21 protein-coding genes are annotated in these 20,085 nt (G+C 48.9%); 12 read left to right on the forward strand and 9 right to left on the reverse strand.

The genetic code is table 11. The annotated features are described in order from the left end of the window. Positions 1-3: 3 nt before the first annotated feature. From tolQ to CDA54_RS16965, 3 genes are all read right to left on the reverse strand, one after another. The gene (gene tolQ / locus CDA54_RS16950; RefSeq protein ID WP_099036230.1) at positions 4-690 is read right to left on the reverse strand and encodes a protein TolQ; all 687 of its coding nucleotides are present in this window, start codon (positions 688-690) and stop codon (positions 4-6) included. Continuing rightward, positions 680-1,078, reverse strand: coding sequence for a tol-pal system-associated acyl-CoA thioesterase (ybgC, locus tag CDA54_RS16955; RefSeq protein ID WP_099036231.1), 399 nt, complete (start codon positions 1,076-1,078; stop codon positions 680-682). The genes tolQ and ybgC overlap by 11 nt, the downstream gene beginning before the upstream one ends. Before the next feature lie 730 nt (positions 1,079-1,808). Continuing rightward, positions 1,809-2,285, reverse strand: a complete 477-nt coding sequence (locus CDA54_RS16965; RefSeq protein ID WP_180237262.1) for a zinc ribbon-containing protein — start codon at positions 2,283-2,285, stop codon at positions 1,809-1,811. A gap of 178 nt (positions 2,286-2,463) precedes the next feature. On the opposite strand from CDA54_RS16965, the gene leuS reads away from it, so the two are divergent. The 10 genes from leuS (at position 2,464) to CDA54_RS17015 (ending at position 13,220) form a co-directional block, all read left to right on the forward strand. Continuing rightward, complete coding sequence (leuS, locus tag CDA54_RS16970) at positions 2,464-5,049, forward strand: leucine--tRNA ligase (protein WP_180237263.1); 2,586 nt, start codon at positions 2,464-2,466, stop codon at positions 5,047-5,049. Next, positions 5,049-5,549, forward strand: a complete 501-nt coding sequence (locus CDA54_RS16975) for an LPS-assembly lipoprotein LptE (protein WP_099036235.1) — start codon at positions 5,049-5,051, stop codon at positions 5,547-5,549. Before leuS ends, CDA54_RS16975 begins: the two co-directional genes overlap by 1 nt. Further along, positions 5,549-6,583, forward strand: coding sequence for a DNA polymerase III subunit delta (gene holA, locus CDA54_RS16980; protein ID WP_099036236.1), 1,035 nt, complete (start codon positions 5,549-5,551; stop codon positions 6,581-6,583). The genes CDA54_RS16975 and holA overlap by 1 nt, the downstream gene beginning before the upstream one ends. Further along, entirely contained in the window at positions 6,583-7,251 is a 669-nt protein-coding gene (gene nadD, locus CDA54_RS16985; protein WP_099036237.1) for a nicotinate-nucleotide adenylyltransferase, read from the forward strand. Before holA ends, nadD begins: the two co-directional genes overlap by 1 nt. A gap of 29 nt (positions 7,252-7,280) precedes the next feature. Further along, the gene (gene rsfS / locus CDA54_RS16990; protein ID WP_099036238.1) at positions 7,281-7,598 is read left to right on the forward strand and encodes a ribosome silencing factor; all 318 of its coding nucleotides are present in this window, start codon (positions 7,281-7,283) and stop codon (positions 7,596-7,598) included. 1 nt (position 7,599) lies between these two features. Further along, the gene (gene rlmH, locus CDA54_RS16995; protein ID WP_099036239.1) at positions 7,600-8,070 is read left to right on the forward strand and encodes a 23S rRNA (pseudouridine(1915)-N(3))-methyltransferase RlmH; all 471 of its coding nucleotides are present in this window, start codon (positions 7,600-7,602) and stop codon (positions 8,068-8,070) included. A gap of 1 nt (position 8,071) precedes the next feature. After that, entirely contained in the window at positions 8,072-9,952 is a 1,881-nt protein-coding gene (gene mrdA, locus CDA54_RS17000; RefSeq protein WP_099036240.1) for a penicillin-binding protein 2, read from the forward strand. Then, positions 9,930-11,057: a rod shape-determining protein RodA gene (gene rodA, locus CDA54_RS17005; RefSeq protein WP_099036241.1), complete on the forward strand. Its 1,128-nt coding sequence runs from the start codon at positions 9,930-9,932 to the stop codon at positions 11,055-11,057. The genes mrdA and rodA overlap by 23 nt, the downstream gene beginning before the upstream one ends. A gap of 7 nt (positions 11,058-11,064) precedes the next feature. Continuing rightward, entirely contained in the window at positions 11,065-11,865 is an 801-nt protein-coding gene (locus CDA54_RS17010) for a septal ring lytic transglycosylase RlpA family protein (RefSeq protein WP_099036242.1), read from the forward strand. Between the two features lie 182 nt (positions 11,866-12,047). After that, entirely contained in the window at positions 12,048-13,220 is a 1,173-nt protein-coding gene (locus CDA54_RS17015) for a serine hydrolase (protein WP_099036243.1), read from the forward strand. A 4-nt stretch (positions 13,221-13,224) separates the two neighbouring features. Here CDA54_RS17015 and CDA54_RS17020 read toward each other — a convergent pair whose 3' ends face one another. Both CDA54_RS17020 and queE read right to left on the reverse strand, forming a co-directional pair. Further along, positions 13,225-14,076 (reverse strand): type 2 periplasmic-binding domain-containing protein, encoded by an 852-nt coding sequence (locus CDA54_RS17020; protein WP_229748187.1) that lies wholly within the window; start codon positions 14,074-14,076, stop codon positions 13,225-13,227. 76 nt (positions 14,077-14,152) lie between these two features. Continuing rightward, the gene (queE, locus tag CDA54_RS17025; RefSeq protein WP_099036244.1) at positions 14,153-14,827 is read right to left on the reverse strand and encodes a 7-carboxy-7-deazaguanine synthase QueE; all 675 of its coding nucleotides are present in this window, start codon (positions 14,825-14,827) and stop codon (positions 14,153-14,155) included. Positions 14,828-14,891: 64 nt separating this feature from the next. Between queE and queC the strand changes: the two genes are divergently transcribed. Beyond that, positions 14,892-15,548, forward strand: a complete 657-nt coding sequence (gene queC / locus CDA54_RS17030) for a 7-cyano-7-deazaguanine synthase QueC (RefSeq protein ID WP_099036245.1) — start codon at positions 14,892-14,894, stop codon at positions 15,546-15,548. Positions 15,549-15,643: 95 nt separating this feature from the next. Here the strand turns inward: queC and rplS are convergent, their stop codons facing one another. Genes rplS through rpsP form a run of 4 tightly spaced genes read right to left on the reverse strand, consistent with a single transcriptional unit; the run spans position 15,644 to position 17,613 of the window. After that, the gene (gene rplS, locus CDA54_RS17035) at positions 15,644-16,003 is read right to left on the reverse strand and encodes a 50S ribosomal protein L19 (protein WP_062484027.1); all 360 of its coding nucleotides are present in this window, start codon (positions 16,001-16,003) and stop codon (positions 15,644-15,646) included. A gap of 30 nt (positions 16,004-16,033) precedes the next feature. Then, positions 16,034-16,813 (reverse strand): tRNA (guanosine(37)-N1)-methyltransferase TrmD, encoded by a 780-nt coding sequence (gene trmD, locus CDA54_RS17040; RefSeq protein WP_099036246.1) that lies wholly within the window; start codon positions 16,811-16,813, stop codon positions 16,034-16,036. Next, positions 16,813-17,343, reverse strand: coding sequence for a ribosome maturation factor RimM (gene rimM, locus CDA54_RS17045; RefSeq protein WP_099036247.1), 531 nt, complete (start codon positions 17,341-17,343; stop codon positions 16,813-16,815). The genes trmD and rimM overlap by 1 nt, the downstream gene beginning before the upstream one ends. A 21-nt stretch (positions 17,344-17,364) precedes the next feature. After that, positions 17,365-17,613, reverse strand: coding sequence for a 30S ribosomal protein S16 (gene rpsP, locus CDA54_RS17050; RefSeq protein ID WP_099036253.1), 249 nt, complete (start codon positions 17,611-17,613; stop codon positions 17,365-17,367). A 570-nt stretch (positions 17,614-18,183) separates the two neighbouring features. On the opposite strand from rpsP, the gene CDA54_RS17055 reads away from it, so the two are divergent. Next, on the forward strand, positions 18,184-19,968 hold the full coding sequence (locus tag CDA54_RS17055; protein ID WP_180237265.1) for a GGDEF domain-containing protein: 1,785 nt from the start codon (positions 18,184-18,186) through the stop codon (positions 19,966-19,968). Positions 19,969-20,085 lie beyond the last annotated feature (117 nt).

Genomic DNA, 20,085 nt, shown 5'->3' on the forward strand with positions numbered 1-20,085 from the left:
CTCCTAAGCGGCGCTGTCTGAGCCGTGGGATTGGCGATGAAGAATACTCGAAAACTCTTCCATAAAGTTCCCGTAACTATTCTCCAGTTTCTCCACCTGATGGCTGAATCGGTTGTAGGCTATTACCGCCGGGATCGCAGCAAACAGGCCCATGGCGGTAGCGATAAGTGCCTCGGCGATACCGGGCGCCACCATTGCCAGGGTCGCCTGTTGCACCTCACCGAGGGCGATAAATGCAGTCATAATCCCCCATACCGTACCAAACAAACCGATATAGGGGCTGATGGAGCCCGCCGTGGCCAGAAACGGCAGATTACTCTCCAGCGCATCCACTTCTCTGGATAAGGACACACGCATGGCGCGATAGGTGCCGTCCATCACCGCCTGAGGCGAAGCGGCTCCGCTTTTACGCAGGCGCGCAAACTCCTTAAAACCCGCGACAAATAAACTGGCCATGCCAGACACATGCTGGCGGGCGGAGATTTCCTGGAACAGGCGATTAAGATCGCCACCTGACCAGAACTTATCCTCAAATTTTCTCACCTCAAGACGGGCATGTTTGAGGGCTTTAACCCGCTGAAAAATAAACGCCCATGACACCACTGAGGTAGCCAGTAACAACAGCATAACGAGTTGGACGAGAAGGCTGGCCTGCAAAAAGAGACCAAAAAACGACATTTCACCTGACACCTGACAACTCCCCTAAAACAAAATCCGGTATAGGCATGGGCCTCATTGCACTGAGATCCACGCAGGCCACTTTGACCCTGGCCTTAACCAATGGTCGATTATTATGATTGTATATACACTGATCAAACATCAGGCTGGTACGCTTGAGTGACGCTAATTGCGACTCTACAACCAGCAACTCATTGAATCGCGCAGCAGACTGATAGTCAATTTCCAGATGTTTGACGACAAAACCCGTGGATTGTTCCAACAAACTATCCTGTTCAACACCCAACTCCCTGAGCCACTCAGTTCTGGCCCTTTCCAGAAATTTCAGGTAGTTGGCATAGTACACTATCCCGCCTGCGTCCGTGTCTTCGTAATACACCCGAATGTTATGCCGATGCATTCTTTATATTCCAGTTTTTATACCATTAATCCGAATACCTTAACAAAGAGTAAATGGCTGATTCGGCACTTTCCGGTGGCTACAGAAAAGGCCGGTCAGTGATCAGCATCCCGGCCCTGTCCACCACACCACAACGATTAGACAAACCTATTATATCCCCTGAGCCGATGGTTACTCTTTGTTTAATGACTAGCATACCAAGCTGGTATCGGCTTATATACCCAACTGCTATCAACTGCCTAATTTTCAGGCTGTTATTCGCCCTGACTCTGGACATCTTCCTCCGGCGTTCAGCTATTTTTTACGTACGGTAAAAAAACCTGCTTTATTGCATCATACCCGGAATCACCTTCTCAATGGCAAATCACAATAGAAATTTTCTTACAGGTTATTTTTTACTCTCTTGTTTTTAGCTATATTTATCAATACATTAAGCTCTACTGTATTAATATTCAGGAAAATACGATAGGAAACATCCTGTTTACACATTAGTTTTATTTATTCAAAAAGAGAAAAAATCTCAATTGTGGCAAGCGCTGAATTCCGTACAATTGTCTGCGTATTCTGCACTAGCGCATGATGTTTCATCTAATTGGTCAGATGCACTTGTCACATCTCCTGTTGACATGTTCCCTGGAAAGTTTTCATTTTCCTTCAACACTTGTTGCTTTGCCCGCCTTAAAGGCGGGCTTTTTTTTGTCTCTGAAAAAGTTCCCCGGTGAAAATACCATCAGAGCACTCTCGAAAAACGCGTATTACCGCATTCGAGGCAAGGCTGGATGACTTCTGCATGCGTCACCTGATGGCGGTTATGGCATTTGCTGCACTCCAGTTCTCCCAATGCCACCGCTTCACCAGCCTGGTAAATCCCATGATGGCGGATATCGCGCCAGGACTCAGTCATTGCCAACTTACTTTTATCTGAGAGGTCCGCCAGTAAGGACCAGAATTTATCTTTAGTCGCCTGCCACCAGGGAGAATTATCCGCGTCACGCTGCCAATGATGGGCAAAGGTCTGCAAATCCCGGGTCAGGGTGTTTTCCAACATGTCCATCTCATCCTTACTAAGATCCTCGGCAGCTTTAAGATAGGCCCGGGCCTGCTGTTCGATTTGCATAAGTGTCAGCACATCCTGCTCTACAGATTGCTTTACCCATTCAGACATTTTATCCAGAAGTTGTTCATAATCGGTTTGATGCTTTGGCACTGGGTTCCCCTCAATATTTAAGTCGCACGTCATTCAGAGTATAAGGGCGAATAGTACAATACCAATGAATTCGCCCTTCGCTATTGTTCCCTGCACAGCCGCTGAGGTATTCTATTGGGTCTTATGCCATTCACCCGACTTGGCAAAAATCACCTCAACAGCCCGGAATTCGAAATTGATGGAAAGACAGTATAATCCTCAGCAGATAGAAAAAAACGTTCAACAACACTGGCAACAAAGTGGTTTGTTTTCAGCCAAGCTGGATGAAAACAAAGAAAAATTCTACTGCCTGTCGATGTTTCCCTATCCCAGTGGTCGTTTGCACATGGGTCATGTGCGCAATTATACCATCGGTGATGTGATCAGCCGTTTTCAGCGCATGCAGGGAAAAAATGTAATGCAACCTATGGGCTGGGATGCGTTCGGATTACCCGCAGAAAACGCCGCCATTGAGAACAAGACTGCACCGGCAAAATGGACCTATGCCAATATCGATTATATGAAAGAACAGCTCCGCTCATTGGGGTTTGGCTATGACTGGGATCGCGAAGTCACCACATGTAAGCCCGACTACTATCAATGGGAACAGTGGTTTTTTACCCGGCTGTATGAAAAAGGCCTGGTTTATAAGAAAAACGCCACGGTTAACTGGGATCCTGTGGATCAGACCGTACTTGCCAATGAGCAGGTTATTGATGGCAGAGGCTGGCGTTCAGGCGCGTTGGTGGAACAAAAAGAAATCCCTCAGTGGTTTATAAAAATCACTGATTATGCTGAACAACTGCTTACGGACCTGGAGAAGCTGGAAGACTGGCCGGATCAGGTCAGAGCCATGCAACGCAACTGGATTGGCCGCTCTGAAGGGGTTGAATTAAACTTTTCTTTGGCAGATGGGTCCGCCAGCTTCGACGTTTACACAACCCGCCCTGACACCCTGATGGGTGTCAGCTACGTGGCCCTCGCTGCGCAGCATCCACTGGCTGTTGAAGCAGCGGAAAACAATCCGTCTCTCAGCGCCTTTATTGAGGATTGCAAAAACAGCAAGGTGGCTGAAGCCGATATCGCTACAATGGAGAAAAAAGGCTGCAATACCGGTTTGTTTGCCGTCCATCCCCTGACCGGTAAGCAGGTGCCCGTTTGGGTCGCTAATTTTGTGCTGATGGATTATGGCTCAGGCGCGGTTATGGCAGTACCCGGACATGACCAACGGGATTGGGAGTTTGCTCACAAATACAATATTGATATCAGGCAGGTCATCAAACCGGCCGACGGTACGGATTGTGATATCAGTCAGGGTGCCTACACAGACAAAGGCGTTCTGATCAATTCAGGTGAATTTGACGGCATGAGTTCAGAGCAAGCCTTTGACGCCATCGCTGAGAAGCTAGCATCGCTGGGCAAAGGTAAGCGCACAGTAAATTATCGTTTACGCGATTGGGGCGTCTCCCGACAGCGCTACTGGGGTGCACCTATCCCTATGTTAAACCTGGAAAATGGCGAATCAGTTCCTGTGCCGGCTGATCAACTGCCGGTGAAGCTGCCTGAAGATGTGGTGATGGATGGGGTGACGTCACCAATCAAAGGTAACAGCGACTGGTCTGCAGCAGAATATCAGGGCCAGCCAGCCAGACGTGAAACAGACACGTTTGACACCTTTATGGAATCCTCCTGGTACTATGCGCGCTATTGCAGTGCACAGTATCAACAGGGCATGCTGGATCCCAAAGAAGCCAACTACTGGCTGCCGGTGGATCAGTACATTGGTGGTATTGAACATGCCATATTGCACCTTTTGTACTCGCGTTTTTTCCACAAATTACTGCGTGACGAAGGCCTGGTGGACTCCGATGAGCCCTATAAGCGGTTACTGTGTCAGGGCATGGTACTGGCCGACTCCTATTATCGCGAAGACAGCAAAGGCGCGAAAACCTGGTACAACCCTGCCGATGTGGATGTGGAAAAGGACGAAAAAGGCCGCATTGTTAAAGCGGTGCTGCGCAGCGATGGGCAGAAAGTGATCCATGGCGGCATGACCAAGATGTCCAAGTCCAAAAACAACGGCATCAATCCACAACAGGTCATTGATCAGTATGGTGCCGATACCATTCGGCTGTTTACCATGTTCGCGGCGCCGCCAGAGCAAACCCTTGAATGGCTGGATTCAGGGGTAGATGGTGCCCACCGTTTCCTCAAACGTTTGTGGAAACTGGTACAGGATCACCTGCTTGCCGGTGATGTACCAGCACTGGACAAAGCTGTATTGAATCCGGGGCAAAAATCGCTCCGCCGGGAAGTGCACAAAACCCTGGCCAAAGTCACCGATGACCTGGGCCGCAGACAAACCTTCAATACCGCAATTGCTGCGGTGATGGAACTGATGAATCATCTGCAAAAAGCATCGCAGGAACACCCCACAGACCGTGCAGTAATGCGCGAAGCTATTGAAATCGTGGTGGCGTTGCTGAATCCCATAACTCCGCATATTTGCCATGAGTTGTGGCAACAGCTTGGCAAAGATTCAGAGATTGAATTCAGCGGCTGGCCGCAAGTGGATGACACAGCACTGGTGGAAGACGAAAAACTCATAGTTATACAGGTAAATGGCAAGGTTCGGGCGAAAATGACCGTGCCTGCTGATGCCGATCAACAACAGGTTCAGGAACTCGCTATGGCGCAGAGTAATGTCAGCCAGCACACTGAAGGTAAAACGCTGCGTAAAGTCATTTACGTACCGGGAAAACTGCTTAATATTGTGGCCAGCTAATGAGACGTCTGTCGGTTCTGTTGATCTCCATGTTGCTGAGTCTGGTGCTCAGCAGTTGTGGCTTTACCCTGCGTGGCACCGATCCCATAGGTAACCAGTTCAGGGAGTTACATCTTACCGGCAGCAATCCACATGCACCTCTGGTTCGGGCAATGAAAGAGAGACTGGAACGCTATTCGGTTTCCCTGTTGTCCCAACCTCAGAGCTCCGCAGCGGTACTTTACCTCTACCCCGAAAAACTCGATCGGGCACTATTGTCGCTATTCAGAACCGGCCAGGTCGCCGAATATGAATTGATTTATCAGGTTCGCTACGAAATACAGGCCCCCGGGCAAGTACCTCAGCTTTTCACCTTCGATCTCAGCCGGGAATATCAGGATGATCCCAATGCGGTATTGGCCAAATCCCGGGAGCTGAATCTTATTCTGGATGAATTACGAAAACTTGCTTCAGAGCGTATTGTTCGCCAGCTGAGCCGGCTAAGCAACCAGGCTCCCTGATGCAGCTCTATCCGAATCGTTTGGCAGATAGTCTGAATAAGGGCTTGCAGGCTTTTTACCTGATATTCGGTGATGAGCCTCAGCAACAAATGGAATGTATTCAGGCCATTCGTGACCAGGCAAAAGCGATGGAATTTGATGAGCGACAGAGTCTGACTGTTGACACGGGTTTTAACTGGAACCGCCTGGTTGAAGCCAGTCAAACCCTTTCATTGTTCAGCAGCCGGCAAATGATTGAACTGGAACTCCCCACAGGAAAGCCCGGAGCTGAAGGCGCGAAAGTGTTGCAGTCCTTGGCTCAGTCACCCAACCCCGATGTGCTGATTCTGCTCCATGGGGGCCGTATTGGCAAAGATGTTCAAAATACCAAATGGTTTAAGAGCTTAGATAAGCAAGGGGTATACATTCCCTGCTACCCTCTTGAGGGGCAGCACCTGAACCGCTGGATCTCAGAAAGACTCAATCATTTAGGTATTCAGGCTTTTCCCGAGCTGGTCAGACTGTTAAGTGACTATTGTGAAGGCAATCTGCTCGCGGCAAGACAAGAAATAGAAAAGCTGGCTCTGATTTATCCGTCTGGCCAGTTAACCCTTGAGCAAGCCGAAAAAGCCATAGTCGATCAGTCGCGCTTCACGGTCTTTCAGTTAATTGACGTCTTGCTTGAAGGGAACCCGCAACGGGCAGTCAAAATGCTCTATCGCCTGGAAACAGAAGGTATCGAACCCACCATTGTATTGTGGGCGCTGGTCAGAGAGTGGCAGACTCTGAAAAGCCTCCAGCATGCAGTCAGTCAGGGGATATCGTTGCAGTCTCTGTGGAACAAACACAGAATATGGCGTAATCGTCAATCTCTGTACCAGCAGGCATTGCAACGCCTGAACAATGATCAGCTGTCACAAATGGCTGATAAACTGAGTCACTTTGATCAGGCCATCAAGCAATCCAGCGTGCCACGCCCCTATGTTGAACTCTGCCATTTGTGTCTGATGTTTATCCCCATGCCCCTGGATTCAATGGCTCTGGACTATAACTGATGTCTGTTATGAGCGCCGATACGACCAAAACCATGCTGGGGATCTTCGGCGGTACCTTTGATCCCGTTCATATAGGTCACCTGCAGCCGGTCGCTGAAGCCGCACAGGAATTAGGACTCGAACAAGTGCGTCTTCTGCCCTGTCATATTCCACCCCACAAACAAGCTCCACAAAGCAGTCCTGAGCACCGATTAGCGATGCTGGAGCTGGCCTGTCAACAATGGCCCCTTTTCATTATCGACAATCGTGAGCTGATGTGGGACAAGCCCTCTTACAGCATTGATACGTTAAAAGACTTTCGACGCGAATTTGCCAACCGGCCCGTCCTGTTTTTTATTGGCATGGACTCACTGTGCCATCTGGACAGCTGGTACAAGTGGCAATCAATATGCAAGTATTGTCATCTGGTAGTGTGTCAGCGCGGGGATTTTTTACCTGAATTTAATGTCAATATAACCAGACTGCTGAATGAGCGCAGAACAACGGATGTCAAACAACTGGAACAGCACTCTGGTGGATACATCTATCTGGCCAAAACCAGTCAGATACCGGTATCATCTACCACTATCAGGGCTGCACTGAGTCACGGAGATGTCGAACCCTCCTGGCTTCCTGAAAAGGTACAGGACTATATTGAGAGGCACCAACTTTACCGACAGTGCGAATGATCGCCTTGTTTTATTAATCAGGAGCTTTTTTGGATACCATACAACTTAAAGACCTCGTTCTGGATAAACTTGAAGACGCCAAAAGCAGGGACATTGTCATTCTGGATGTGACCGGTAAGTCGAGTATTACCGATATGATGCTGGTTTGCTCCGGCAACTCTAAGCGTCACGTTAATTCGATAGCCGAAAAGGTAGTCGAAGCCACAAAATCGGCCAACCACTCTCCTTTGAGCATTGAGGGACAGGATACCGGTGAGTGGGTGCTGGTTGATCTTGGGGATATTATTGTCCATGTAATGCAGGAAGAAGCCCGGGATTTTTATCAGTTGGAAAAACTCTGGGGGTAATTTGCGCATTCAGTTAATTGCTGTGGGCAGTAAAATGCCAGACTGGGTTGAGCAAGGCTTCAGCGAATATGTCCGTCGCTTTCCTCCTGACACGCCTGTGCAACTGACCGAGATAACGGCAGGAAAACGTGGTAAGAACGCGGACATAGGCCGCATTCTTAAAAAAGAAGGGGAGTCCATGCTGGCTGCGATCCCCAAAGGCAACAGGATTGTCACCTTAGAGGTAACAGGTAAACCCTGGAGCACCGACAATCTTGCAGAGCAAATGCGGCGCTGGCAGATGGACGGGCGGGATGTCAGTCTGTTAGTGGGTGGCCCTGAAGGGCTTGCCGAAGAATGTATTGCGGCCTCTGAGCAACGCTGGTCATTGTCGGCTTTAACCCTGCCACATCCGCTGGTCAGAATACTGCTGGCTGAGAGCCTTTACCGGGCATGGTCACTGAACAATAACCATCCGTACCACAGAGAGTAACGTGCCGCCAAAACGCATTACCATCAGAGATCACACATCAGAAGCAAACCTGTTTGCACGCCGGACAGTCATTGCCCTGCTTGGTATCGCCGCATTGATTGTAACGCTGGTGAGTAATCTCTACTACCTTCAGGTTACCAAATATACGGACTATCAGACCCGCTCCAATGGCAACCGGATAAAAGTCTTACCAGTGGCACCAAACCGGGGCCTGATATATGACAGAAACGGACTGTTACTGGCAGAGAACCGGCCCACCTTCAGTCTGGAAGTGATTCCTGAACAAGTGGCGAATCTGGATGCCAGTCTGGAGAGTTTGCAACAATTACTGAGTCTGTCTGACGACGATATCAGTGATTTTCGCGACGAACTGAAAAGTCAGCGCCGCTTCCGGCCCGTCAACCTCAAGGCCCGTCTGAGCCATGAGGAAGTGGCATTGTTTTCCGCTCATCAGCATAAGTACCCCGGCATCTCGGTAGAAGCCCGTCTGACCCGTCACTACCCCTATGGCGATACCCTCACTCACCTGCTTGGTTATGTCTCAAGAATCAACAAAAAAGACCTGCAAAAGCTGAATGAAGCGGGACAAGCCGACAACTACGCCGCCACTTACAATATTGGCAAGCTGGGCGTAGAGAAATTCCATGAAAGCAAATTACATGGTCAGGTGGGCTATCAGGAAGTGGAAGTGAACAACCAGGGGCGTATTATCCGCACACTGAAATTCCAGCCGCCGGTACCCGGAGACGATCTGGTACTGAACGTGGATGTCAGACTGCAGCAGGTTATCCAGCAATCTCTCCAGGGATATCGCGGCTCAGTCGTGGCCATTGATCCGAGAAATGGTGGCGTGCTGGCGTTGTACAGTAACCCCAGTTATAACCCCAATTTATTTGTTCATGGCATCAGCAGTAAAGAGTATCAAAAGTTATTGCAATCCAGAGACAGGCCTCTGATTAACCGGGCGACACAGGGTCAGTATCCCCCGGCTTCGACGGTCAAACCGCATCTTGCATTGCTGGGGCTGGAGCTGGGTGTCATTACCGAAGAGACCCGTATGTTTGACCGCGGTACTTATAAGCTAAAGAATGTTGAACGCCCCTGGCGTGACTGGAAAAAGTGGGGCCATGGGTGGGTTGATGTAAGAAAATCCATTGAAGTGTCCTGTGATGTTTTCTTCTACGACCTGGCTTATAAAACAGGTATCGACAACATCAGTGACATGATGAGCCAGTTTGGCTTCGGTGATTACACCGGTATCGACCTGTATGAAGAATCTGCAGCCAACATGCCCAGCCGGGGATGGAAAAGGGCCCGATATAACGAGCCCTGGTATATCGGTGATACCATTTCAGTTGGCATAGGTCAGAGTTACTGGACTACAACTCCACTGCAACTGGCGAAATCAGTAACCACATTGGTCAATCGCGGAGTACGCTTTGTGCCACAGATATTACGTGGTCACTATATCGATAATAAATTACACCAGGCTGCGCCAAAAGAGCTACAACCTATTACACTGAACTCACCCCGGAACTGGCAGGTGGTGCTGGACGCAATGTACGGTACTGTCAATAATCCAGAGCATGGTACAGCAAGGCATGCATTTAAGGACACCAGTTATACCTCTGCCGGTAAAACCGGTACGGCACAGGTCATCAGCATCGCTATGGATGAAGAATACGACGAAGAAACCATTGCCGACCATCACAAGGACAATGCCATGTACATTGGGTATGCCCCCTATGATGCCCCGGAAATTGTGGTCACGGTAGCCATGGAGAACGCCGGTGGAGGAAGTTCTCAGGCGGCACCCATTGCCAGAAAAGTCATGGACTATTATTTCGCCAACAAAGAAAATGGTAACTATGCTGCGCAGTAAGCTTGAAGCCAACCCCAACAGTATCTGGCAACGGATGCACATTGATCTGCCGCTGTTATTGGGTCTGTTACTGCTTATGGGAACCGGGCTGGTGGTAATATACAGTGCCGGAGGGAAAGATATGGATCTCATTATCCGCCAGGGCATCAGACTTGTTGTCGCCCTGGGGGTAATGATTTTGCTGGCGCAAATCCCGCCCCTGGCCTACCGTCGTCTGTCCATCCATTTTTATGTAATAGGTGTACTGATGCTGGTCGCCGTATTATTGGTCGGTACTGTCGGTAAAGGTGCACAGCGATGGCTGGATCTGGGGTTTATGCAATTTCAACCCTCTGAAGTCATGAAGCTGGCAGTACCCATGATGGTGGCCTGGTACATCAGTCGGTTTAATCTTCCCCCCAGGATACTGCATATCGTGGCGGGTTTTGGGTTAATGGCTGTGCCGACATTGCTGGTTGCCAAGCAACCGGACCTGGGTACCTCATTGTTGCTGGCCAGTGCCGGGCTGTTTGTGCTGTTTCTCGCCGGTACCAGCTGGAAAATTATCGGCACTATCGCCGCACTGGGCTCTGCATTTGCTCCGATAATGTGGATGTTCCTGATGAAAGACTATCAAAAGCAGCGGGTACTGACCTTTCTGAACCCGGAATCCGACCCTCTTGGTGCGGGTTACCACATTATCCAGTCAAAAATCGCTATTGGCTCGGGGGGCATCCCCGGCAAAGGCTGGCTGCAGGGTACACAGTCACAGCTGGAGTTTTTACCAGAACGCCATACAGACTTTATTTTTTCGGTATTCAGTGAAGAGTTTGGTTTTACCGGTATTGTGTTGTTACTGACCCTTTACGCCTTCATTGTGGTCAGAGGGATGATCATCGCGATGCGTGCACAGGAAGCCTATAGCAAGCTTCTTGCGGGAAGTATTACACTGACCTTTTTTATCTATGTATTTGTGAATATGGGCATGGTCTCGGGTTTATTACCTGTGGTTGGCGTTCCGCTTCCACTGATCAGCTATGGCGGAACTTCCATGGTGACATTGCTCGCAGGGTTTGGCATTCTGATGGGTATAGGAACGCAGAAACGTTTGCTATCGAGAGAATAACAATACGATGAAACTGCTCACATATGCGCTTGTACTGATTTTAGCTGGCTGTGCCACACAACATGGCCGGTATAGTCAACGTAACGACTCGGCGCCAGCCCGTCCGCCTTCCGCTATCCGACTGGCTGATGCACAGCCTGTCTATGTCCCTTATACCCCCAGAGGTAATGCGCCTTATAAGGTATTCGGCAGAGCCTATCAGCCCATGCAAAGTGCACGGGACTATAGTGAGACTGGCGAGGCGTCCTGGTACGGCCAGAAATTCCACGGTCATCTTACTTCCAATGGTGAGGTATACGATATGTATGCCATGACTGCCGCCCATAAGACACTCCCTCTGCCGTCGTTTGTCAGAGTTACTAATCAGGTAAACAACAAGCAGGTCATCGTGCGGGTTAATGACAGAGGCCCATTTCACGGAAACCGTGTTATTGACTTGTCCTATGCTGCGGCCCTGAAACTGGACATGCTTAAAACCGGCACAGCAAAAGTACGGATTGACAGTATTTACGTCGATGAAAACGGCAGTATGATGATCGCTGGTGAACCTTCTTTACCCCCGGAACAACAAGAGGCTGCAAAGGCACTGTTTGTACAGGTTGCCGCACTGAGTGATGAAAGCAAAGTCAGGCAGTTAGCCCGCGGTCTGGAAAATCTTTATCAGTTGCCCACGCAATTATTAGCTTTTAATGGTGTCTACAGGCTGAGGCTGGGACCCATTGAAGACAAAAATGCTGCCACTGACCTGGTGGAAGAGCTAAAACGCAGTGGATATCAGGGTGCCTATCAACTCTATGCACCCCATTAGTTTCGGTTAGCAGCTGTGGTGTAATATGCCTCAGCAAAGCCACACAGCTAGGGTTTTTAATGTTATATTGGCCCCCTGTGGCACAACAGCGAATTTGGTGCGTAACACTGCCGGTGAGTCGCTGCCTGCGCAGGTAAAACAATAATCACATATTCAGTTAACAACAATTTAGTGGAAGGGTAATGCAAGCAATAACAGGCTTTTCTGTCAGACTTATATTCAGCATCTTTTTCTCGTTCGTCTCCGTCACGGCGACCGCCGCAGTAGTGATACCCAGCGCACCGGAAGTAGCCGCTAAAGGTTATGTACTGATGGATTATCAGACGGGTAAACTCATCGCTTCAAAAAATGCGGATATGCGCCTGGCGCCCGCCAGCCTGACCAAAATAATGACGGCATACGTTATTGGGCAAGAGCTCAAAAGCGGTGCCATTACCATGCAGGATATGGTGACCGTATCAGAAAATGCCTGGGCTAAAAATTTTCCTGAATCTTCAAAAATGTTTATTGAAGTCGGCAAGCAAATCAGTGTCAGTGATCTACTGCGAGGTATTATCGTGCAGTCAGGAAACGATGCTTGTGTCGCTATGGCGGAACACATTGCCGGTAGCGAAGATGCGTTTGCCAGTATGATGAATTCCTATGCCGAGAAACTGGGAATGACCTCGACCCATTTTGCTAACAGTCATGGTCTGGATAACCCTGAACAGTTTACTTCACCAAGAGATATGGGCATTCTTTCTGCGGCACTGATCAATGACGTTCCACAGGTTTATGCGATCTACTCAGAGAAAGAGTTTACCTTTAACGGCATCAAACAATATAACCGCAACAGTTTGCTGTGGGATCGCAGTCTTAACGTAGACGGAGTGAAAACAGGCCATACTTCTGAAGCGGGTTACAGCCTGATTACGTCTGCGATACAGGACGATATGCGCTTAATCTCTGCGGTAATGGGTACCGAAAGTGAGAGGTCGCGCAAAGAAGAAAACCGTAAACTACTCAAATATGGTTTTCGTTTCTTCGAGACCATTGTGCCCTACCAGGCTGGTGAAAGTTTTGTGGCCCACAAAATTTATATGGGTGACAGAGATACCGTAGATCTCGGTATTATGCAGGATACGCCTATTACGATTCCCCGCGGGCAGAGTAAAAATCTGCAGGCCAACTTTGAACTGGACAAGAAACTTGAGGCACCACTTGAGAAAGGTCAGGTTGTTGGTACGCTATACCTGCAACTGGACGGTGAAGATGTAGCCAATTACCCTTTGGTAACCCTGCAACAAGTCAATGAGGGTGGAATATTTAAACGCCTTATGGATTACGCCAAACTCAAACTGGGATTTGAGGGCTAAACCTCTACTCAACAGAGGTTGTGGGCTGGTGCCAAAGCGCTTCCCTGTCAAGTGGCGTCGCCACCGGTAAATTCGGATTGTCGAGGCGAAAAATTCGCCTCGTAGCTAAATCAGCTTTGGCCAGACTCTGTTGGTGAGCGTCAAGAAAAAGCTGCTCAAACTCTCCCGAGGCAATCAGTTTTTCCAGACCACTTTCAATCAGACGAGCCAACGTCTGATTCTTTTTATTCACAAAAAAGTATACTGCCGTCGGATAGTACAGAGCGATATGAGGCTCTGTAATCAGCTCATTCCCCTTCCCCGTTTCTGCCCATATCTCAACCACAGAGCGCGGCAAAAAATCGGCCTGGCCGGCGGCCAGCTGATCAAACAATCCTTCATAGTTTTCATCTGTTTCTACGGCAAAACCGTTAGCCTGGAGTATCTTGGTATCAGGCCAGTCTCGTCCTGATAAAGGACTAAAAAGATTGAGCTTTTTCATGCTCCGCACATACTTGAACACATCCCGATCCGCTTTTCTTACCAGCGCTATTCTCAGCCCGATCAATCCCTTGTACACAGGGATACGAATCGGTAAAAGATCCTGCTCACGTTGTTCATTGGTCATGCTCCAGACGACACTCACGTCACGATTACCCTGAAGTTGTTGCAGCGCTTTGCTCTGTAACAGAATTTTATCAGTCGGCGCCAGATGGTAATTGACCCCTGTTTTCTCAAGCGCTTTTTCCAGCAGCTGAAGTGGATAATCATGCCGGCTGTCAGTATCCGACATAGGGCGGGGAAATCGGATATTCCAGGTTGCTGACAGGGCCGGAATAGTCACTGTCAAACCGATTAAAAGTATCAGCAATCTCATCGAATAGGTTCTCCCACCTGTAATGCTAATACAGTAGCGAATCAACTCTGCACTCACAAGCTGATTCAGTCTATTGCTAATCAATGCCGATAAATTTATGGGTTTGTAATGACAATCGCCAGTTTCTGTTGATGCAGGTGTTCACGGCGAGCTCGGTGGCCCGTCGTTGCTGACTGATAGGTTGCAGATACACCATCGCTTCTGGGTTGGTCACGGGTCTGGCCAGCAAGGTATCCAGCTCGTCGATATGTTTTTGCATCGCCACCGGATGCTTGATTTCATTAGCCAGTTTCAACGGTTGATCCAGTACGTCATATCCTCCTTTCATATCCACTTTTGGAGACAGTGTAACCCAGGTATCAGGGTGAGCCTGGATCTCAAAGGTACCGCTGGTTTCGATTTGCACGCAATAGCCCTTGTCAATCAGCAACGAGGTTAACGGGATCAGATCGTACATGGCAGGCTCGCCACCGGTGATCACCACATGCCTGGCATGATACTGCTGCTGCTCAAACAAGCTCAGCAGTTTATGCTCATCGGCACTGAAATATTGCTCCGAGTCTGAGGTTTTCGCCAGCACCTGCTGCGTATCGGTCTGAAAGGCCGGATCGAGGGTCCAGGTGTGTTTGGTATCACACCAGGGGCAGCCCACAGGACAGCCCTGCAAGCGGATAAAAATCGCTGGCAGCCCGGTATAGAAGCCCTCCCCCTGGATGGTTTCAAACATTTCATTGACCTTTAGCACACTCACGTAGGGATTTTCCTTTCAGGCTGGTAAAATTAGTGCAAGCAACGATTATAAAGGCGCAACAGATATGACACAAAGAGCAGTAGTGATCTTTTCCGGCGGTATGGACTCTTTTACCGTCCTTAACAAAGCACATCGACAAGGACTGGAGCTCTACGCCCTGTCATTCGACTATGGTCAGCGCCATCGCAAAGAGCTGGATTATGCCAAAGCCGTCTGCCAGGAGTTAGGGATCGCCCACAAAATTGTGGATATCAGCGCCATCAACAGCCTGATCGGCGGTTCATCCCTGACCGATGATATGGAGGTGGCTGAAGGTCATTACGCTGCCGAGAACATGAAAAACACCGTAGTTCCCAATCGCAATATGATCTTACTCTCAATGGCTGTGGGCTACGCCGTTTCTCTTGATGCCTCACAGGTATTCTATGGCGCCCACTCAGGGGATCATGCCATTTACCCCGATTGCCGTCCCGAGTTTGTGCATAAGATGAATGATGTTTGCGCCATTGCCAACTATGAGCCGGTTGAGATCGCCTGCCCTTATCTGGACGTCAGCAAAACCGACATTCTTACCGATGGCCTGGCCATGGGGCTGGACTACAGTAAGACCTGGACCTGCTATAACGGCAGAGAAAAAGCCTGTGGGAAATGCGGCGCCTGCAATGAACGGCTGGAAGCTTTTGCCGAGAATGGGGCAACGGATCCGCTGGAGTATGAGTAGGCTCTTTTTACAAGAGGAAAACGCGAATTCCAGCCATTAAAAAGCCCGGCAATTGCCGGGCTTTTTGGTAAGTAATGTCAACGGGAAAATTTATCTTAGTTAAGCTTCTCTTTGATACGTGCAGACTTACCGCTACGCTCGCGCAGATAGTACAGTTTGGCGCGACGAACAGCACCACGACGCTTGACTTCAATTGAAGCCACCGCAGGGCTGTGAGTCTGGAACACACGTTCAACGCCTTCACCGCTGGAAATTTTCCGTACGGTAAATGCAGAGTGCAGGCCACGGTTACGCTTGGCGATTACAACACCTTCGTAAGCCTGAAGACGCTCTTTCTCGCCTTCTTTAACCCGTACCTGAACGACTACGGTATCACCGGGGCCAAATTCAGGAACGTCTTTTTTCAACTGTTCTTCTTCAATACGCTTGATGATATCTTGATTGACTTTGCTCATCATAACCTCTCATCCTGGATTAACTGTCATCTAGCCACAGGGTTTGCTGGTGTCATTCTCATTTAAGATTTCATTCTCATCTAAGAACTCTCGCAGCAAACGTTCCTGCTCCTCAGTCAGAGCCAGGTCGTTTAACAATTCAGGGCGTCGTTGCAGGGTTTTACCCAGCATCTGTTTTAACCGCCACTGCCTGATTTTTTCATGGTTCCCTGATAACAACACCTCAGGAACCAGGCGACCGTCGAGGTTTTCCGGACGCGTATAGTGCGGACAATCCAGCAGACCTTCGGTAAAGGAGTCCTGCTCGGCGGATTGTTCGTGACCCAGTACACCGGGCACAAAACGCGCTATCGCATCCATCAGCACCATGGCAGGTAACTCCCCACCACTTAAGACATAATCACCGATAGACCATTCTTCATCTATCTCGGCTTGTATGACTCGCTCGTCGATGCCTTCATAGCGACCTGCAACCAGGATCAGGCTGTCCTGTTCAGACAATGCCCTGACCCCTTGCTGATCAAGTTTCTTGCCCTGAGGAGATAAATAAATCACCTTCGGGCGTTCTCCGGCTGCCAGTCTGGCAGCATGGATAGCGTCTGTGAGCGGCTGCACCATCATCAGCATACCGGGACCACCACCATAAGGCCGGTCGTCCACGGTACGGTGTTTATCCTGAGTAAAATCTCTTGGATTAAAACACGCTACTTCCAGCAGACCGGATTTTACCGCCCGACCGAATACACCCTGCTGGGTGAAACTGTCGAACATCTGCGGAAACAAACTGACTACCCCAAACCAGCGGGTCATCAGAAGTCCGGTTCCCAGTCTACCTTTATGGTACGGGTCGCCCGATCCACTTGCTTTATTACCTGTTCAGGCAAGTAAGGGATCATGCGTTCTTTCTTGGCAAAAGCATCTTTAAGATTGGCCTGTACGATCATTACATCGTTTGAACCTGTCTCAAATAACTCGCGGACCACACCCAGGTCATAGCCTTTTTCGGTTACCACCTGCATGCCCACCAGCTCACGCCAGTAAAACTCACCGGCTTCAAGTTCTGGCAGTTGCTCACTCAGGATGCTGATCTCCAGATTCTTCAGTCTGTCGACCTGATCTCTGTCTTCAACACCCACCAGTTTGGCCACCAGGCCTTTACTTTGCTGACGCCATTGCTCCACCTGAATTTCGACTTGCTTACCATCCTGACAAATCAGCCAGGGCGAATAATCAAATATCCCTTCAGGGGTATCAGTATAGGCAGTGATCCTGGCCCAACCTTTAACGCCATAGGGCGCTCCGATTTTGCCGACCACCAGAGTTTCAGACGCGTCACTCATCCTATACCTCAGTTATGCAGCTTATGCTGCAGCTTTTGCATCTTTGACCAGGCGAGTAACGCGGTCAGACAGACTTGCGCCATGCCCTGTCCAGTACTCAACACGGTCCAGATCCAGGCGCAATTTTTCTTCCTGACCTTGTGCAGTCGGGTTGAAAAAGCCGATGTTTTCAATGAAACGGCCATCGCGCGCACGGCGGCTGTCAGCCACCACGACCTGATAAAATGGACGCTTTTTTGCGCCACTACGCTGTAAACGAATAGTAACCATATGTGCCTCAAACTCGTTAAGCGTTGACATTAACTTACTTACCCTTTCAACCAGCAGGTCGAAGGGCCGCAGCATTGTACGGATCTGGGCTGTAAATGCAAGGGAATAATTGCCGTGAGGAGTGAACCGAATGATGAATAATGAATAAAATGCTAAATCATTGCATATCACTGCCAAACCACAGGAAAAGCCCTGAAAAGCTATTCACCACAGAGGCACAGAGAACACAGAGGTATCAACGGCGTCCCCCCTTCACTTCTTTGTGCCCTCTGTGCCTCCGTGGTGAATATTTCTTTTGTTCGTGCTTTTGGTGTTGGTTCGTGGTCTGTTTTTTCTCGCGCTTCGTGGTGGTTAGTATAAAAATTGAGAGGGAGGTGCAGTTTGACCTCACTCTTCGCTCCTCTCGCCTCACTGCGCTCAGCGTGGGAACATAAAAATGAGGGCTGCTCCTTAAATACCAGGGCTACAACACATTAATCCGCATAGTTTTACGCTCGCAGTTGCGATGTGTTTTTTGATTTCAGCAAGGTACAATCAGGGTTAACTGCAATAAAAATAAACAAGATGATAATGAATAAGGAATTGCTATTAGCAGTTCAGTTTTTACTGGTGGTTGGAACACCCATCGCCCATGCTCAGGTGGGCGAACCTGTTGATGGATTTATTGAACGGACTAAAACCGTTACCTACGACTGTCCAAATCCGGACGACTTTGCCGGACTTGAAAATCACTTAGTATCCAATAACCTGACTCAGTCACAAAAGTTTGCGCTGCTTGTGGAAAAATCTCATTTTCTTATTTGTGACGGTAAAGCATCCGATGCGCAAAGGCTTTTGTTTGAAATTACCCGCTGGGACGATATCGATAAACAAAGCTATTTTTACGCCTCGGCGATTTATCAGATTGGGTTTACCTACGATCTTAAAGAACAGCCACAACGCTGTGAGTATTATGAGCAGGCACAATCACTGGCTACTGAGAGGTACAGTGACATATACCTGAGTGCTACCCTTGGTCTGATCACAAACTGTCGTATGGATCTGTCGGTAGGTGAACGTCTGGGCATGATGTTTAATGTTCTCGAACGGTATTCGAAAACCAATAACTATCAGGCCCTGGCTCACATTCATAACAGTATCGGTCTTATCTATGGCAACCTGCAGCAACATGTACTTGCCGCTGAACAATATCTTAAAGCTCACGAAATGGGGCTCAAAGTCTACACCGGAAGTAATCAGTTAACGATTTTAATCAGTGCCATCAGCTCTTTGCTGGCAAGTGGTCAGTACGAGCGAGCCCTGGAATCCATCAATGAGTTTGAGCGGATTAATCGCGATGTTGGTACCCCTCTGACCAATTACTTTTACTATCATGCTCTGACGGGCTACTACTATCGAATCGGTGATATTGAAAACCTAAAAGCCGAGCTACCCGCGCTGGAAAGGGCCGTGGAACCCTTATCTAACCCAATTTATAAAGCGATGGTGATGTGGTATCAGGTGGTGCCATGCGTGTACGAACGAGATCAGGAGTGCATAGCAGATTATTTTCAGTCACCAGAGTCTGTGCATCCTGCTGTAAAACGCCATCTGGAAAGTAATCTCGACTATCTGAAGCTGATGGTTGATATGCAGATGGTGTTGAGAGACTGGCCACAGGCCGAAAAAGCCTTTGATAAATACGCAAACCGAAGTAGCGCTAACAATAAACACAGCCAGTCTTCGGCCAGTATTCTGGGGGTCGCCAACCTTTATTCCAGGATTTCCTCTCTGGAATCTGAGATTGAACGCGCCCGGCGCATCAAGCGCACCATTGTTGGCGTCGGTATTGCGGTATTTCTGCTCTTCACGCTGACAATAACCTATTACCTGCGTAAAAAGCACCAGGCGAAGTTAACCATTGACCCTGCTACAGGCTTATTAAACAGCGATGTTGCAGTGAGCCGGATTCAAAGAGTCCAGGCACCGGAAAAAGGCAAAACCAATGCGCTGGCACTGCTTGATCTTAGTAATTTCCGGGAACTCAACATGGCAGTCGGCCTTGCAAAAGGTAACGAGATACTAAGAAATATCTCAAAGACCTTACAAAAAGTCACCCGGGATACCGACATTCTGGGCAGGTACGGGCCTGAGCAGTTTCTGTTATGTCTTCCTGATATTGAAGAGCAGAGTGCGATGCGGTTTTTTGACCGGTTGCAAAGGGAACTGGATGAAACCCGTATGGGGCCACCAAGCCATGACACGATAAATGTCCGCTCCAGTATGAGTATCTTTATTGCAACCGAGAGATTGTCAGATATGCAAAGCGTTCTGGATGAGTTGCTTCTGTCTATTAATATAAAATCCGATCATTAACCGGACAGATTTTGTTTGAACAGGTCCCGATTTTTATCAGGACGACGAGCTCGAGCTTGTGACGAACAACCCTTCCTTCTGCCATCTTCGTGCTCTTCGCGTCCTTCGTGGTTGGAG

This window comes from Lacimicrobium alkaliphilum (assembly GCF_002591895.1).
Taxonomy (GTDB): Bacteria; Pseudomonadota; Gammaproteobacteria; order Enterobacterales; family Alteromonadaceae; genus Lacimicrobium; species Lacimicrobium alkaliphilum.

What these genes read in the sequence shown, in the direction of transcription:
- ybgC (WP_099036231.1), bottom strand. Translation starts at nt 1,078, where the DNA reads ATGCATCGGCATAACATTCGGGTGTATTACGAAGACACGGACGCAGGC.
- leuS (WP_180237263.1), top strand. Translation starts at nt 2,464, where the DNA reads ATGGAAAGACAGTATAATCCTCAGCAGATAGAAAAAAACGTTCAACAA.
- CDA54_RS16975 (WP_099036235.1), top strand. Translation starts at nt 5,049, where the DNA reads ATGAGACGTCTGTCGGTTCTGTTGATCTCCATGTTGCTGAGTCTGGTG.
- holA (WP_099036236.1), top strand. Translation starts at nt 5,549, where the DNA reads ATGCAGCTCTATCCGAATCGTTTGGCAGATAGTCTGAATAAGGGCTTG.
- nadD (WP_099036237.1), top strand. Translation starts at nt 6,583, where the DNA reads ATGTCTGTTATGAGCGCCGATACGACCAAAACCATGCTGGGGATCTTC.
- rodA (WP_099036241.1), top strand. Translation starts at nt 9,930, where the DNA reads ATGGTAACTATGCTGCGCAGTAAGCTTGAAGCCAACCCCAACAGTATC.
- CDA54_RS17010 (WP_099036242.1), top strand. Translation starts at nt 11,065, where the DNA reads ATGAAACTGCTCACATATGCGCTTGTACTGATTTTAGCTGGCTGTGCC.
- CDA54_RS17015 (WP_099036243.1), top strand. Translation starts at nt 12,048, where the DNA reads ATGCAAGCAATAACAGGCTTTTCTGTCAGACTTATATTCAGCATCTTT.
- CDA54_RS17020 (WP_229748187.1), bottom strand. Translation starts at nt 14,076, where the DNA reads ATGAGATTGCTGATACTTTTAATCGGTTTGACAGTGACTATTCCGGCC.
- queC (WP_099036245.1), top strand. Translation starts at nt 14,892, where the DNA reads ATGACACAAAGAGCAGTAGTGATCTTTTCCGGCGGTATGGACTCTTTT.
- rplS (WP_062484027.1), bottom strand. Translation starts at nt 16,003, where the DNA reads ATGAGCAAAGTCAATCAAGATATCATCAAGCGTATTGAAGAAGAACAG.
- trmD (WP_099036246.1), bottom strand. Translation starts at nt 16,813, where the DNA reads ATGACCCGCTGGTTTGGGGTAGTCAGTTTGTTTCCGCAGATGTTCGAC.
- rimM (WP_099036247.1), bottom strand. Translation starts at nt 17,343, where the DNA reads ATGAGTGACGCGTCTGAAACTCTGGTGGTCGGCAAAATCGGAGCGCCC.
- rpsP (WP_099036253.1), bottom strand. Translation starts at nt 17,613, where the DNA reads ATGGTTACTATTCGTTTACAGCGTAGTGGCGCAAAAAAGCGTCCATTT.
- CDA54_RS17055 (WP_180237265.1), top strand. Translation starts at nt 18,184, where the DNA reads ATGAATAAGGAATTGCTATTAGCAGTTCAGTTTTTACTGGTGGTTGGA.